Raw genomic sequence first — 14,896 nt, 5'->3', positions numbered from 1 at the left:
GAGCACGATCCGTGTCTTTCATTCCCGCGCCGGATATCGCGATCATCGGCATCGGCTGCCGCTACGGCGCCGGCATCGATTCACCGGAAACGTTCTGGGACTTCGTCATCGGCGGCGGCGATGCGGTCACCGACATCCCCGCCGACCGCTGGGACCACCGCCGCTACTACGACCCCGACCGCCGCGCACCCGGCCGCATGTACACCCGGCGCGCGGCCTTCCTCACCACCGACCCGTGGGCCTTCGATCCCGACTTCTTCGGCATCTCCCCGCGCGAGGCGGCCGCGATGGACCCGCAGCAGCGCCTGGCCCTCGAAGTGGCATGGGAAGCGCTCGACGACGCGGGCGTGGCCGGGCGCACCGCGGACGCGCCGGTCGGCGTCTACCTCGGCGCGTTCACCCTCGACCAACTCGCCGTCGGATTCACCGGCGCCGCCTTGCCGCACATCGACATGCACTCCTCGGCGGGCGCGTCCTACACGATGCTGTCCAACCGCATCTCCTACGCCCTCGACCTCGCGGGGCCCAGCCTCACCGTCGACACCGCCTGTTCGTCGTCGCTGGTAGCCCTGCACGCCGCCTGCCGGGCGCTCGCCGACGGCGACTGCGGGATGGCTCTGGCGGGCGGGGTCAACCTCATGCTGCAACCGGGCACCTTCGTGTCCATGTGCAAAGGCGGCTTCCTCGCCGAGGACGGCCGCAGCAAATCCTTCGGGGCGAGCGCCGACGGCTACGGCCGCGGCGAGGGCGCGGGCATGGTCGTGCTCAAACCGCTGGCCGCCGCCGAACGCGACGGCGACCGCGTGTACGCGGTACTCGAGGCGACCGGCGTCAACCAGGACGGCCGCACCACCGCCATCACCGTCCCCAATCCCGACGCCCAGCAGCGCCTCGCCGAGGCCGTCCGCGCACGCGCGGGCCGGGCACCGCACGAGATCGACTATGTCGAAGCCCACGGCACCGGCACCCCCGTCGGCGACCCCCTCGAACTGCGCGCCATCGGCCGCGCCTACGGCGCCGTCCCCGGCCGCACCCGCCCCCTCGGCGTCGGCTCGGTCAAAGCCACCCTCGGCCACACCGAAGCGGCCGCGGGCATCGCGAGCGTCATCAGATCCGCTCTCGCCCTCACCCACCGCACCCTGCCCCCGCAAGGCTGGCTCGACGACGAACTCAACCCCGACCTCGACCTCGACGCCCTGAATCTCACGATCCAGACCCAGGCCGAAGCACCCGCCGGTGACGCACCGATGGTGGTGGCGGTCAACGGATTCGGCTACGGCGGCACCAACGCCCACGCCATCCTGCGCGAGCATCGGCCCGGCCCGGCGACCGGCGTACACCTGCCTGGGCAGCCCTCGGACGAGCCCACTGCGATCGCCAGGGTGGTCGGCGGCGGCGTGCTGCCTCTGTCGGCGCGCAGCGAACAGGCCGTCCGCCATCTCGCCGCCGCGTTCGCCGACGAACTGGAATCCGGAGCCGACCCCGACCGACTCGCCGCGGCCGCATGGACCCGGCGCGCGCACCACCCGTTCCGGCTCGGGATGCCCTTCACCGACGCCGCGACCCTGATCAGCGACCTACGCGCTTTCGCCGCGGGCGAGGGCCGCGCCCTCACCCGAACCGTCGCCACACCCGAGACCGGCATCGTCTTCGTCTACACCGGCATGGGCCCGCAATGGTGGGCCATGGCGCGCCGACTGCTCACCGAGAACACGACATTCGCCAGTGCCGCCGAACGCGTCGACACCGCCTTCACCGCCGTCGCCGGCTGGTCGATCCGCACCGAACTCACCCGCTGCGAAGCTCAGTCGCGCGTCACCGCCACCGAAATCGCCCAGCCCGCGAACTTCCTGGTCCAAGTGGCGCTCACCGAAACCCTGGCCGCACTCGGCATCCTGCCCGCCGCCGTCGTCGGCCACAGTGTCGGCGAGGTCTCGGCTGCCTACGTCACCGGCATGCTCTCCCTGACCGACGCCGTCACCGTCGCCTACCACCGCGCCCGGCTGCAGGCCCGCACCGCGGGCACGGGCGCCATGCTCGCCGTCGGCCTGCCCGCCGATCGAGCCGGCGAGTTCACCGGCGAAGGCGTGGACATCGCCGCCGTCAACAGCCCCGCCGCCACCACACTGTCCGGTGCGTCCGACCGTCTCGACGACATCGCCGAAACCCTCACCGCCCAGGGCGTTTTCGCGCGCCGACTACACGTCGAAGTCCCGTATCACAGCGCGCTCATGGACCCCATCCTCGACGAACTGCGCACCGACCTGGCCGGACTGCGACCCCGCGCACCCCGTATCCCGCTGTACTCCACCGTCACCGGGGCCGCGGTGACCAGCGCGGACTGGGACGCGGACTACTGGTGCGCCAACGTCCGCGAACCGGTCCGCTTCGCCGACGCCGCCCGCGCCCTGCTCGCCGACGGCGGCCGGGTCTTCCTCGAAGTCGGCCCCCACCCCGTCCTCGGCGCGAATCTGCGCGAAATCCTGCTGCAGACCGGTGAGAACGGCGCCACCGTCGCCACGCTGGACCGCAAACAATCCGACGATGCGAGCCTGCGCCGCACCATCGCCCGCCTCTACGCCGCGGGCGCCCTCGACCTGCCCGCCCTGCTCGGGCAGCGACCCGCACCGCACCACCCACTTCCGCGCTACCCGTGGCAACGCCGCCACCTGCGCTCGGACCTGCCCGAGTTCACCCAGCAGCGCCACGGCACCCCCGGCATCCCCGCGATGCTCGGCGACCCCGCCCTCGACGACGACCACCGCTGGACGCTCCAGTTGGCCGCCGCCACCCTGCCCTGGCTCGACGACCACATCGTCGACGGCTCCCGCATGCTGCCCGGCGCCGCCTACCTCGACGCCGCCCTCAGCGCCGCCGCCGTCGAACGCTCCGCCACCGCCCGCACCACCACCGGCGCCCGCACCACGCGATGCCGCGCCGCCGTCGAGGACGTGCGTTTCACCGCCCCCCTGATCATCGAGCCGGGCGATATTCCGATCTTCGATGTCCGGGTCGAGAAATCCACCGGCCGCCTCACCATCCGCTCGCGCCCCGCACTCGGCGCGGTATGGACCGAACACGCCACCGCCCGCCTGGTCGAGGGCGACTACGAACCCGCCGAGATCGTCGTTCCCGACACCACCGCCATGACCCCCGCCGACCCCGCGCAGCTCTACGTCGATCTGCGTGCCACCGGCGTGGAGCATGGCCCCGCCTTCCAGCTGGTCCGGCGAGCATGGGTCGGCGGTGACATCGTCGTCGCGCACATTGTCGCCCGCGACACGAACACCGCCCGCGACACGGACACCGCCCGCGACACGGACACCGCCCGCGACACGAACACCGCCCGCGACACGAACACAGGTCTCGGTGCGAACACAGGTCTCGGTGCGAACCCGGCTTCCGAGACGAATGCCGGCCTCGGCGTGAGGAGCGAATCCGGCACGAACGCCGCTCTCGACGTGAACACCGGCCTCGGTACGACCGCCGCTCTCGGTGCCAGGGGCGAGCTCCACACGAACGCCGAGTCGGGCAACGGCACCGGGTACACCGGTCACCAGGCGCACCCCTGCATCCTGGACGCCGCCTGGCAGATCGTGTCGCTCGGCGACGCGGGCGGGCCCGAACTCGACGGTGCGGTGATCCCCGTCGGCGCCGACGCGGTGCGTCAGTTCGCCGATCTCCCAGCGCAGGTCGTCGTGATCGCGCACCTGACCGCTCCCCTGCGCGCCGACATCACCGTCCTGGACGCCGAACACAATCTTGTCCTGCAGATCCTCGGCGCCCGCTTCCGCGCCGTCCCCTTCGGCGGCGGCGCACTGCGCGCGCTCGAACCGCTCTACTACGAGGAACGCTGGACCCTGCTGGACCCGATCGCGCCCATCGAGCGGAACGGTCCAGCGCACACCCTGATCGTGCTGCTCCCCGGCGCGACCGCCGATCGCGTCACCCGCGCCGCCCGGTCGAGCGGAACCGTCGACATCCTCGAGGCCTCGGAACTGTTCGGCAACGACACCGGTCTCGACGACGGTGCGCACCCTGCCGCATCGACGGCCGCCGGTCCGGCGTCCACCGATTTCGCGGCGGGTCCCGTGATCACCGGGGGGAACGGTCACGTGCCGGAAGCATTTCCGGCTCCGAATACCGCGCTCGGCGGCCACCTCTCGTCGGCGGCACCGGCCCATGTTCCCGACACGAGCAGAGGCATCCCCGGTTACGTCGACCGCTCGGACGAGCCGATCGCCGAGCACCTGCTCACCCACGTGCGCGCCGCCCACTCCCGCGACGGCATCGAACGCCTCCACATCTGCGTCGTCGCGGGGACCGGCGATCCGGTGCACGCCTTGTGGCTGCTCAGCCGTCTGGCCCTGACCGTGGAACGCTTCGCCGACGACATCAACCCCGAACCCCTGCCGCTCACCGGCGACGGCTCCCTGCACGTCAGCCTCGTCACCGAACGCGCCTTCGTCCACCCCGACGACCCCGCCGCTGCGGACCCCGTGCACGCCGCGCTCGCGGGCGCCCGCCGCGTCCTGCTCAACGAACAACCCTCGCTGCGCTGGCGCCTGATCGACATCGACACAGGCACCACCGCCGCCGAACTCGCCGCCGAACTGCGCGTCCCCGGCGCCTTCGGAGTTGACGGCACCGACGAGATCTTCCTGCGCGACGGACTGCGCTGGACCAGCATCGTCGAACGCGCCCTGCCCGATCGGCTCGCCGCCGCGGATATCGCCACCCCACTGCTGGACCCGGAAGCCAACTTCGCCCTCGACATCCCGCGTTCGCGCGTGCTGTCCCAGCTCGGCTGGCGGCGCGCCGAACGCCGTGCCCCCGGCCCGGGCGAGGTCGAAGTCCGGATGGCCGCCATCGGTCTCGGGTTCAAGGACCCGCTCAAGATCCTGGGCATCCTCGACGAGAACGATCTCGCGGGAACCCATTTCGGCACCTCGCCGGGCATGGAGGGGGCGGGCACGATCGTGCGCGTCGGGCCCGGCGTCACCGGCCTGCGTGTCGGTGACCGCGTCGGCCTGGCCTCGCCGGGCATGATCGAGCGCTACCACGTCACCAGCGCCGAGCTGGTCGGCCCGGCCGCCGACACCATCCGCCCCGAACTGTGCAGTTCCACGGTGTCGATGGTGACCGCCGAATACGCCCTGCTCGAGCTGGCCCGGGTCCGCCCCGGCGAGACCGTGCTCGTGCACGGCGCAGCGGGCGGTGTCGGCGCCTGCGCCATCCAGGTCGCGAAACTGCACGGCGCCAGGGTGATCGGCACCGCGGGGAGCGACGAACGCCGTGCCTACGCCCTCGACCAGGGCGCCGACGACGTGCTCGACTCCCGTTCACTGAACTTCGTCGACGACGTCCTCGGCCGCACCGGCGGACGCGGTGCCGACATCGTGCTCAGCACCGCCCCCGGCGAGATCGTGCGCCAGAACTTCAGAGCCGTCGCCGAATTCGGGCGCATCGTCGAGATCGGCAAAGCCGACATCTACTCCGGCGGCGTGCTGGACCTGCGCAATTTCGACAAGAACGTCGCCTACTTCTCCTTCGATCTCGACCGCATGTTCGCCCTGCGCCGCGGCGAGGTCATCGCCCGTGTCCAAGCCGTCAACGACCGCCTCGCCGAGGGCACCTATCGCCCGTTGCCGTACCACAGTTTCGGCGCCGACCAGGTCGGGGCCGCCTTCGAAGAAGCGCTGCGCTCCACCCGCCTGGGCCGCATCACCCTGGACCTGTCCACCCCGGCGCCCCCGGTCCGCCCCGCCCCCACCGATGTGGCGATCCACGCCGACGGTCGCTACCTCATCACCGGCGGACTCGGCGCGTTCGGCCTGGCCACGGCCCGCCGCCTGGTCGCGCAGGGCGCTCGCGGCCTGGTCCTGGTCGGGCGCGGCGGCGCCCGCACCGACACCGCCCGCGACCAGGTGAACCGGTGGCGCGCCGAAGGCGTCGACGTGCGCGTCGAACGCCTCGACATCACCGACACCACCGCCGTGGCCGACCTCATCGCGCGCACGCACACCCCCGACCGGCCGCTGCGCGGCGTCTTCCACGCCGCCGGCGTGCTCGACGATCAGCGCATCACCACGATGAGCCGGGACAGCCTGGCCGCGGTCTTCGCCCCGAAGCTCGACGGCGCCCGCGCCCTGGCCGAAGCACTCGACGCCGCCGAGATCCGGCCGGATCTGATCGTGCTCTACTCCTCCGGCAGCGCCATCATGGGCGGCATCGGCCAATACTCCTACACCGCGGCCAATCTCGCGTTGCAGGCGATGGCGGAGACGCTGGCCCGGCGCGGCGCTCGCGTGCTGTGCGTGGGCTGGGGTGCGATGTCCGGCGGCGGCATGGTCGACGCCGACGAAACCGTGCAACGCTACCTGCGCATCGCCGGCTTCGACGCCATCGACATGGACACCGGCACCGGCTACCTCACCGAACTGCTGCGCCTGGGCGTGCGCACCGCGGCGGTCATCCCCGTCGAATGGGGCAAGGTCGTGCTCGCCGCCCCGCAACTGGCCCACACCGCGCGCCTGGCGCACCTCATCGCCGAGGCCGCCGAGGACAATTCGGCCGCCGCCCGCCTGCGCGCGGAGATCACCGCGCTCGACGACGCCCAGCGCGCCACCGTCGTCGGCTACGTCCTGGCCGAACAACTCGCCGAAGTGATGGGCGTGGCCGCCGATTCCATCGACCTGTCGGTGCCGCTGCCCGAACTCGGCCTCGACTCGCTCATGGCCGTCGAATTCGGTGCGCTGGTCGGCAGAACGCTCGGCGTGGAGATGAACAGCATGCAGTTGGGCCGCTCGTTCAGCCTCGCCCAGGCGGGCGCGCGCATCGCCGACCTCGTCGTCGGCGCGGGCAGCGCGGCAGGAGCGCGACGATGACCACCGACAGTGCGAACGAACGCGATATCGCCCGCCGTTTGCTCGCCGGCGCCACACCCACGGTCCCGCGATCGGCCCGAGCTGTGCAGGCGCCGACACCCCCGGCCCCCGACCGGCTCGGGCCCACCAGCCGCGGGCGCGGTCGCGGCAGGCAGTTCGCCGACCATCCCGCCGTAGTCGCCGCGCTCGAGAAACAAGCCGCCATCCAGCGACTGATCGACACCACCGGCCTGCCGCACCCGCTGTTCCTGTCCCCCGACGGCCACAACGGCGCGGTGATCCACTCGCGCGGCAGCGAACTGGTCAACTACAGCTCCTACAACTATCTCGAACTCGCCCAGCACCCGCGCGTCATCCGGGCCGCCGACGACGCCGCGCGCCGCTACGGCACATCGGCCTCGGCCACCCGTATCGTCACCGGCGAGATCCCCCTCTACGGTGTCCTCGAACAGCGCATCGCCGACATCTACCACACCGGCGCCGCCCTGGTCTGCTCGAGTGGATTCCTCACCAACGCCGCCGTCATCGGCTTCCTGCTCGGCGAACACGACCTCGCCGTGTGCGACGCCTTGGCTCACGCCAGTCTGGTGGCAGGCACCCGGTGGGCGGGCTGCAAGCGGGTCGCGTTCCGCCACAACGACCCCGACTCCTTGACCGCGTTGCTGCGCTCCACCCGCCACCGCTACGACCGCGCCCTGGTCGTCCTCGAAGGCCACTACAGCATGGACGGTGATCTCGGCCGCATCGCCGAACTCGCCGCGATCGCCCACGAATACGACTGCGCCGTTCTGGTCGACGAAGCCCACGCCCTCGGCGTGCTCGGCCCGCACGGACTCGGCAGCGGCGAACACTTCGCCCTCCCGCCCGCAACCGTCGACCTGTGGGTGGGCAGCCTGTCGAAAGCCCTCGGCAGCACCGGCGGATTCGTCGCCGGAGACAGCGATTTGGTGCGCGCGGTCAAATACGCCGCCCCCGGTCTCGCCCTCTACACCGCGGGGCCCTCCCCGGCCAATATCGCCGCCGTCCTGGCCGCCCTCGACGTCCTCGCCGACGAGCCCGACCGGCTGGCCCGGCTGTGGTCCAACGCGCTGCTGTTCACCGCCGCCCTGCGCGAGCGCGGCATGGACCTCGCCGACTCCGAATCCACCCCCATCGTCCCGGTCATCGTCCCCGGCGAGATCCGCGCGGGCTACGCCTCCGCCGCACTGCTGCAACGCGGCTACAACGCGGGCGCGATCCTCTCCCCCGTGGTCCCCGCGGGCACCGAACGTCTGCGCTTCTTCCTCACCAGCGAGCACACCGAGCGCCAATTGCTCGATACCGCCGATGAACTCGCCGACATACTGCGCATCGTCGACCACATCCCCGACGTCGGTATCGGCGCCCCCGGAACTCCGACCGGCCTGGACGGACTACCGCCGCGTCGCACTCGCCGCGTGTGACATCGCGACGCCGGGCGTACCGCCGCGCGGCTGCCGCCACCGGCATGTGGCAGGCACGCCCGAGACTGTGTGAATTCCCCTCGCCCTCTTCAAGGTATAGCGCACAGGGGGGCTTGCCACAAGACCCGGGTCGTGCTGCAGAATCGTCGAGCCAACGCCGGGACCTGCGGAAACAGGCTGGTCCACGGGGGCGGATGCCGCATTCGCGGCATCCAGGACGTGCCTGGCTCGCGCATGAGGCTCGCCAGGCACACTCGTGACAGATGGGGCTTCATGATCGACGTGATCATCGTGGGCGGCGGACCGACCGGCTTGATGCTGGCCGCCGAACTACGACTGCACGGACTGCACACCGTGATCCTGGAGAAGGAGACCGAGCCGACGAAGATCGTGCGCGCCGGTGGCCTGCACGCGCGCAGCATCGAGGTGATGGACCAGCGCGGCCTGCTCGAGCCGTTCCTCGAACTCGGGAAGAAGTTCACCATCGGCGGCTTCTTCGCCGCCATCGACCGGCCGTGGCCGGAACGGATGGACAGCACCCACGCCTACGTCCTGGCCATCCCCCAACCCGCCGTCGAACGACTCATGACCGAGCACGCGCTCGCGGTCGGCGCCGAGATCCGGCGCGGATGCGCACTGACCGGACTCGCCCAGGACACCGACGGGGTGACCGCGGAACTGGCCGACGGCTCCCGGCTGCGCGCCCGCTACCTCGTCGGCTGCGACGGCGGCCGCAGCACCGTGCGCAAACTCCTCGGCATCGGCTTCCCCGGCGAACCCGCCACGGTCGAGACCCTCCTGGGGGAGATGACGGTCACCGACTCGCCGGAACACGTGACCGCCGTCGTCGCCGAGGTCCGCCAGAAGCAGAAACGATTCGGGCTGATGCCCCTCGAGGACGGGGTGTACCGCGTGGTGGTCCCCGCCGCGGACGTCAGCGAAGACCGCTCGATCCCCCCGACCCTCGACGATTTCCGGACCCAGCTCCGAGCGGTCGCGGGCACCGACTTCGGCGTGCACTCACCGCGCTGGCTCTCCCGTTTCGGCGACGCCACCCGCCAAGCCGAACGCTACCGGGACCGCCGCGTCCTGCTCGCGGGCGACGCCGCCCACATCCACCCGCCGACCGGCGGCCAAGGCCTCAACCTCGGCATCCAGGACGCCTTCAACCTCGGCTGGAAACTGGCCGCCGAGATCGCGGGCTGGGCGCCGCCCGGCCTGCTCGACACCTACGAAACCGAACGCCACCCGGTGGCCGCCGACGTCCTGACCAACACCCGCGCCCAGATCGAGCTGATGTCCACCGAGCCCGGACCCCAGGCGATCCGTGCCGTGCTGACCGAGCTGATGCAATTCGAGGAAGTCAACCGCTACCTCATCGAGAAGGTCACCGCGATCTCGGTGCGCTACGACTTCGGCGAAGGCCACGAACTCCTCGGCCGCCGGATGCGCGACCTTCGCCTGAAGAACGGCCGCCTCTACGAACTGATGCACGCCGGTCGCGGGTTGCTGCTCGACCAGACCGGCCGCCTGTCGATCGACGGCTGGGCCGACCGGGTCGATCACGTCGTCGACATCAGCGAAGAGATGAGCGCACCGGCGGTGCTGCTTCGCCCCGACGGCCACGTGGTGTGGGCAGGCGAGGACCTCCGGGACATGCACGCTCACCTGACCCGATGGTTCGGCGTGCCGACGCACTGAACCACGGCACCGGGACCGCCCGCTCCGCACCCTCAACGGCTATCCGGCAAACGCACCGCATCCCACGGCACCCAATGTCGCAACGTCGTCTCCGTCAGCTTGTTGCGGGTGCGGTAATCCACCGCCACCTCCGCGTACCACGCCACGTAGTGCCCGAGATGCAGTCGCACCCAACCGAATTGCGTGGCGGGCACCCACGGCTCCTGGAACCGCGGGTCCAGGCTGTTCGACGACACACCGAGGCTCGGGCGGCCGGGCCCCGGCCGCGCGGGCAACAACCACACCCGCTTCGGATCGATCAGCACCGGCCGCGGCCGGGCCAGCCGGCGGACAGCGGAAACCTCGCCCTCGCTCATAGTCGATCACCCGGCCCCGGCCCACGACCCCGCACCGGACCCGCGTCCCGCAACACCACCGCAATCGAACACATGTTCCCATCATGGCATGCCGGATGCCGCAAAGCAGCGCCCAGGGTTCGATCCGATACTCCTGTGGCGAGATGAGCCGGATGTGGCAAGCACCCGCGTTCCGGGCGGGAAGACAGCGCGATCGAGGTCCGTGGGCGACCATGAGGAGGTGATCTGCCCGAACTGTCAGGCGAGTCTGCTGCGCAAGGAACGCACCGACCGGCGCTGTTCGCGCTGCCGCACGGCCTTCGCGCTGGAGCCCAAGGAAGACCCCTTCGGCATGCACGACGAGCGGATGCGCCGGCTGGTGGACAAGCTCCGCGACGGGCAGGATCTGTACTACACCGGGCGGCAACTGTATTACGCGGCCGGACGCAAACATCTGCCGTCGACGACCGCGGCATGGAGTGCGACGTTCACCGCCTTCGGGGTCGTCATCGCCGTCATCGCGTTCATCGCCATGATCTCCGGGTTCGTACCGCCACGCATCGGTGTGCCGGGACTGTGCCTCGCGCTGGTCGCGCTCACAGCGCTGATGTTCCTGGTCCGCCCGTGGTACATCAGCAGAGCGCAGGTGCGGATGAGCAGGGAATACGCGGATTTCCGCAGCGGCGTCATCCTCGTCTGGCGCAAGCGCTACGGCGCGGTGCCGCCCGGCATGGTCGACGAACACATCGCCCTGCCCGCCGTGCACGGGCCGAGAGTCGCGCTGCTGTGCCCGGACCGCGCCACCCTGGCCTGCCTGGCCGCCAACAACGCGGCCGAGACGTGGAACATGGCGCTGTGCGAGCGCGTCGACCAGGTGCCGCCCACCGTGCCGGTCCTGATCCTGCACGACGCCGCCGTCCCCGGCGTCGAATACGCGAACCGGGTGCGCCACAGCCTGGGGCCACGCGCCGTCCCGATCGGACTGACACCGGCCATGGTGCGCAACGCGAACGCGGTGACCAAGCTGCGCGAGCCCGGGAACCCCGACGCGCCCCTGCCGTCGTCCTGGCCCGACGCGGACCGGCAATGGCTCCGCGACGGCTGGTGGACACCGTTGTCCGCGCTGCCGCCCGCCCGCCTGCTGACCGTGGTGAGCCGTGGTATCGACCGGATCGAGGTGGCCGCCGACCCCGAACGCCGAACCGCCCGCCGGGTAGGTTTCCTGACGTGGCCGTCCAGTTGACCCAGCGGATTCTCGACCGGGCGCTGACCCGCGCCCTGTCCACCGCGACGGCACCGAACGGCCTGCGCATCACCGAAGGCCAGCTCTACTACGAACTGTGCCGCCTGATCGCACCGGTCCACCGGCTACCCCGCCGTCTGCCGTTCACCATCCCGGTACCCCTGCGCTACAGCACGTTCCGCGCCGCCCTCGACCGGCGGGGTCACCTTCCCGGACTCCTCGCGCCCACCGCTGCTCGCCCGGCCGAACCGGGCCGCTACACCGGGGAACCCGACCTGTTCGACTACGGCCTGCCCCGGCTGCTGATCTGCGCATCCCACGACATCGCGCACATGCTGCGCGCCAACGGCCTGCCGATGGAATCGGCGTGCCCGGTCCTCAGCGCCGCCGAACTGCCCCTGCACCCCGGCATGGCGGCCATGCTCGAACGTGTCCGCGGCACGATCTATCTCCTGCACGAGGCGAGCGCCGACGGCCTGGGCTTCCCGGCCCACATCCGCGCACGCACCGACCTGCCGGAGAACGTGCGGATCGTGCCGATCGGACTGCGGCCACGACAGGCCGCATCGCTGCACCTGTTCCACACCGATGCCGTGCCGACTGGGCACACGCCGCTTTCCGGGACCGCGACCTCGGCCTCCGGCGCCGAACCGACCGCGCCGGTCGTGTCCGAGACCACCCGCGTCGCGCCGATTCCCCGGAACGTGCCGATTGCCGGGGTGGCGTCGATCCGTGCGGCTCCGCTCCCGGCGACGATCGCACTCGACGACAGCGAACGTCGCTGGCTGGACTCCGGCCGCGCCGTCGCACTCGACGCCGTGCGCCCGGCCGCCCTGCTGCGCACCGTGCACCGCCTCGTGCGCGGCGTACGCACCACCCGCGAACCACTGCTCGAGCTACGCCGAGCCCGCACCGCGGGTTTCCTCACCTGGCCCACCGCATGAGCCGAACCCACCCTGTACCCGGCTTCTCGTGCCCGAAAGGAGCCCGCCGTGCCCCAGCACCGGCAGCTCGAATACGTCGATGAACTGCTCGCCGACGGCACGGTCCATCGCCGCTACGCCGACGGCCGTGAAGAGTGGCGTACCCGAGGACCCGCCGACCACGTGTCCTGGCGCGACAGCGACGGCCGGACCGGCACCGACGAACCGCTCGGCCCCCGGCTGGTCAAACGCACCCACCGGACCGGCGTCCTCTACGGCCGCGAATGCGGTTACGGCCGAACCCTGTGGAGCGACGGCGTGCTCACCGTCAACCGTTCGTCCTTCGGCGGCAGAATCGGCGTCGTTCTGGCGGGCATAGCGGGCGGCGCCCTGCTCGGCGCCCTCGTCATGCCCCCGTCGGTATTGAGCCCCGAGGAAGAAGAGGAACTGCGCAATCAGGCCGCCCGCGATTCGGCAGGCGGTTCCGACAGTTCCGGCGGCGACCCGGCCGACGGCGGCGGCACAGGTGACGGCGGCGGCTATGACGACTGGGACGACGGATACGGTGACGGCGACGACGATTTCGGGTGAGTGCGGATGTCTCGATGGTGTGCCTTCCTGATCGACGACCTGGCGAACACCGCCGACCCGGCCGCCCACGTGCGCGCCGTCGGCGGTGACCCGATCGCGGTCATCGGCCCGCACGCGCTCGGCGTGCTCGACGGCCCCGGCGTCGCCCGCGGCCCTTTCACCGCAGGCGAGCTGACCGCCGTCGGCGAAGTCACCCTGTTCGACGCCGACCGTCTGCGCGCCCGCCTCGGCGCCGACGCGCCCCCGCCGGGTTCCCTGGACGGCGAACTGCTGCTGCACACCTACGCCCGCTTCGGCCTCGACGGCGTCGCCGCCGCCGAGGGCATGTTCGCCCTCGCCATCGTCGACGGCCCCGACCTGGTGCTGCTACGCGACCACGTCGGCTCCCGCACCCTCTTCCACGCCACCTCCCCCGCGGGCTGGGCCGCCTCCACCTCCCTGCGCGCCCTGCGGCACTGGCCCGCCCTGCGCACCGGTCTGCACCTGCCCGCAGTGCGCTCCTTCCTGACCTTCGCCTATCTGCCCGGCCGGGAAACCCTGCTGCGCGACGTCCACGAAGTCCTGCCCGGTCGCTGCGTGCGCCTGCGCCCCGATGGCACCCACACCGAGCACACCTACTGGGAGCCGCGGGAGACCACCGACGACCGCACCACCACCGAACACACTCTCGCCCTGCGCGAGCTGCTCGAGCGAGCTGTCGCCCGGCGCCTGCCCGCCGGTGCCGGCGTCGGCGTCCTGCTCTCCGGCGGTATCGATTCCAGCCTGGTCACCGCCCTGGCCGCGAAACTGCACGACCACCCCGTGCACACCTATTCGATCAGCTTCGGCGCGAACCGCTTCGATGACGACGCCCCCAACGAACTCGGCTACTCCGGCCTGGTCGCCACCCACTGCGGCACCCGCCACCGAGTGCTCACCGTGCCTGCCGCTACCATCGCCGCCCGCCTCGCCGATACGGTCGGCCTGCTCGACAGCCCCGTCGGCGACCCCCTGACCGTGCCCAACCTGATGCTCGCCGAAGCCGTCGCCGCCGACGGACTCACCGTCGCCCTCAACGGTGAAGGCGGCGACCCGGTCTTCGGTGGCCCCAAGAACCTGCCGATGCTGATCTTCGAGATGTTGCGCGACGATCCTTCCCCCGACGCCCGTGCCCTGGCCTACCTCGACAGCTACCGCAAGTGCTACGCCGACCTGCCCGTGCTGCTCACTCCCGCCGCCCTCGACGCGCTCGCCGATGCGCCGTCCCCGGCCGACCACGTCGCGCCCTACCTGCGTCCAGGACGCATGACCAGCCTGCTCAACCAGCTGCTGCACACCAACCTGCGCACCAAAGGCGCCCACCACATCCTGACCAAGGTCGAACGCCTCACCGCCGCCAGCGGAATCGAAGGCCGCGCACCGCTGTTCGACCGGGCCGTCATCGACCACGCCTTCGCCGTCCCACCCACCCTGAAGCTCGCGGGCGACGTGGAGAAATGGATCCTCAAACAGGCCGTGCGCGACCTGCTGCCCGCCACCATCGTCGACCGCCCCAAAAGCGGCATGCGCGTGCCGGTGCAGCAGTGGCTCGACGGCCCGCTGCGCGAACTCACCCACGAGCTGCTGCTCGGTCGCGGCGCCCGCGCGCGCGGACTGTTCCGCCAGGACACCGTGCGCGCCTGGGCTCGCGGCGAGGGCGCGTTGCTGCCCAGGCAGGGCGGCAAACTGTGGCTGGTGCTGTCACTGGAACTGTGGCTGCGTTCGTACGATCTGACCGCTTGACCCGACGGAGCCG

Annotated in this window: 8 protein-coding genes; 7 read left to right on the top strand and 1 reads right to left on the bottom strand. The window is 71.4% G+C overall.

Annotation, left to right across the window (positions count from 1 at the left end):
• Window positions 1–11 precede the first annotated feature (11 nt).
• The 3 genes from IU449_RS28845 (at window position 12) to rox (ending at window position 10,030) form a co-directional block, all read left to right on the top strand.
• On the top strand, window positions 12–6,887 hold the full coding sequence (locus tag IU449_RS28845; RefSeq protein WP_324188094.1) for an SDR family NAD(P)-dependent oxidoreductase: 6,876 nt from the start codon (window positions 12–14) through the stop codon (window positions 6,885–6,887).
• Entirely contained in the window at window positions 6,884–8,329 is a 1,446-nt protein-coding gene (locus tag IU449_RS04700; RefSeq protein WP_195000701.1) for an aminotransferase class I/II-fold pyridoxal phosphate-dependent enzyme, read from the top strand. Before IU449_RS28845 ends, IU449_RS04700 begins: the two co-directional genes overlap by 4 nt.
• 273 nt (window positions 8,330–8,602) lie before the next feature.
• Window positions 8,603–10,030 carry a rifampin monooxygenase gene (rox, locus tag IU449_RS04695; RefSeq protein WP_195000700.1) on the top strand — a complete coding sequence of 476 codons (1,428 nt, stop codon included), beginning with the start codon at window positions 8,603–8,605 and terminating at the stop codon, window positions 10,028–10,030.
• A 32-nt stretch (window positions 10,031–10,062) separates the two neighbouring features.
• Here the strand turns inward: rox and IU449_RS04690 are convergent, their stop codons facing one another.
• Window positions 10,063–10,386 carry a hypothetical protein gene (locus tag IU449_RS04690; RefSeq protein WP_195000699.1) on the bottom strand — a complete coding sequence of 108 codons (324 nt, stop codon included), beginning with the start codon at window positions 10,384–10,386 and terminating at the stop codon, window positions 10,063–10,065.
• A 202-nt stretch (window positions 10,387–10,588) separates the two neighbouring features.
• Here IU449_RS04690 and IU449_RS04685 point away from each other — a divergent pair, with 202 nt between their 5' ends.
• Genes IU449_RS04685 through IU449_RS04670 form a run of 4 tightly spaced genes read left to right on the top strand, consistent with a single transcriptional unit; the run spans window position 10,589 to window position 14,883 of the window.
• The gene (locus tag IU449_RS04685; protein ID WP_195000698.1) at window positions 10,589–11,608 is read left to right on the top strand and encodes a hypothetical protein; all 1,020 of its coding nucleotides are present in this window, start codon (window positions 10,589–10,591) and stop codon (window positions 11,606–11,608) included.
• The gene (locus tag IU449_RS04680; RefSeq protein ID WP_195000697.1) at window positions 11,593–12,552 is read left to right on the top strand and encodes a hypothetical protein; all 960 of its coding nucleotides are present in this window, start codon (window positions 11,593–11,595) and stop codon (window positions 12,550–12,552) included. The genes IU449_RS04685 and IU449_RS04680 overlap by 16 nt, the downstream gene beginning before the upstream one ends.
• A 48-nt stretch (window positions 12,553–12,600) precedes the next feature.
• Complete coding sequence (locus tag IU449_RS04675) at window positions 12,601–13,122, top strand: hypothetical protein (RefSeq protein ID WP_195000696.1); 522 nt, start codon at window positions 12,601–12,603, stop codon at window positions 13,120–13,122.
• Between the two features lie 6 nt (window positions 13,123–13,128).
• Window positions 13,129–14,883 carry an asparagine synthetase B family protein gene (locus IU449_RS04670; RefSeq protein WP_195000695.1) on the top strand — a complete coding sequence of 585 codons (1,755 nt, stop codon included), beginning with the start codon at window positions 13,129–13,131 and terminating at the stop codon, window positions 14,881–14,883.
• Window positions 14,884–14,896 lie beyond the last annotated feature (13 nt).

This window comes from Nocardia higoensis, assembly GCF_015477835.1.
In the GTDB taxonomy this organism is placed as follows: Bacteria; Actinomycetota; Actinomycetes; order Mycobacteriales; family Mycobacteriaceae; genus Nocardia; species Nocardia higoensis_A.
The sequence above is the reverse complement of the archived record's forward strand: the minus strand, read 5'-3'. Positions and strand labels throughout refer to the sequence as shown.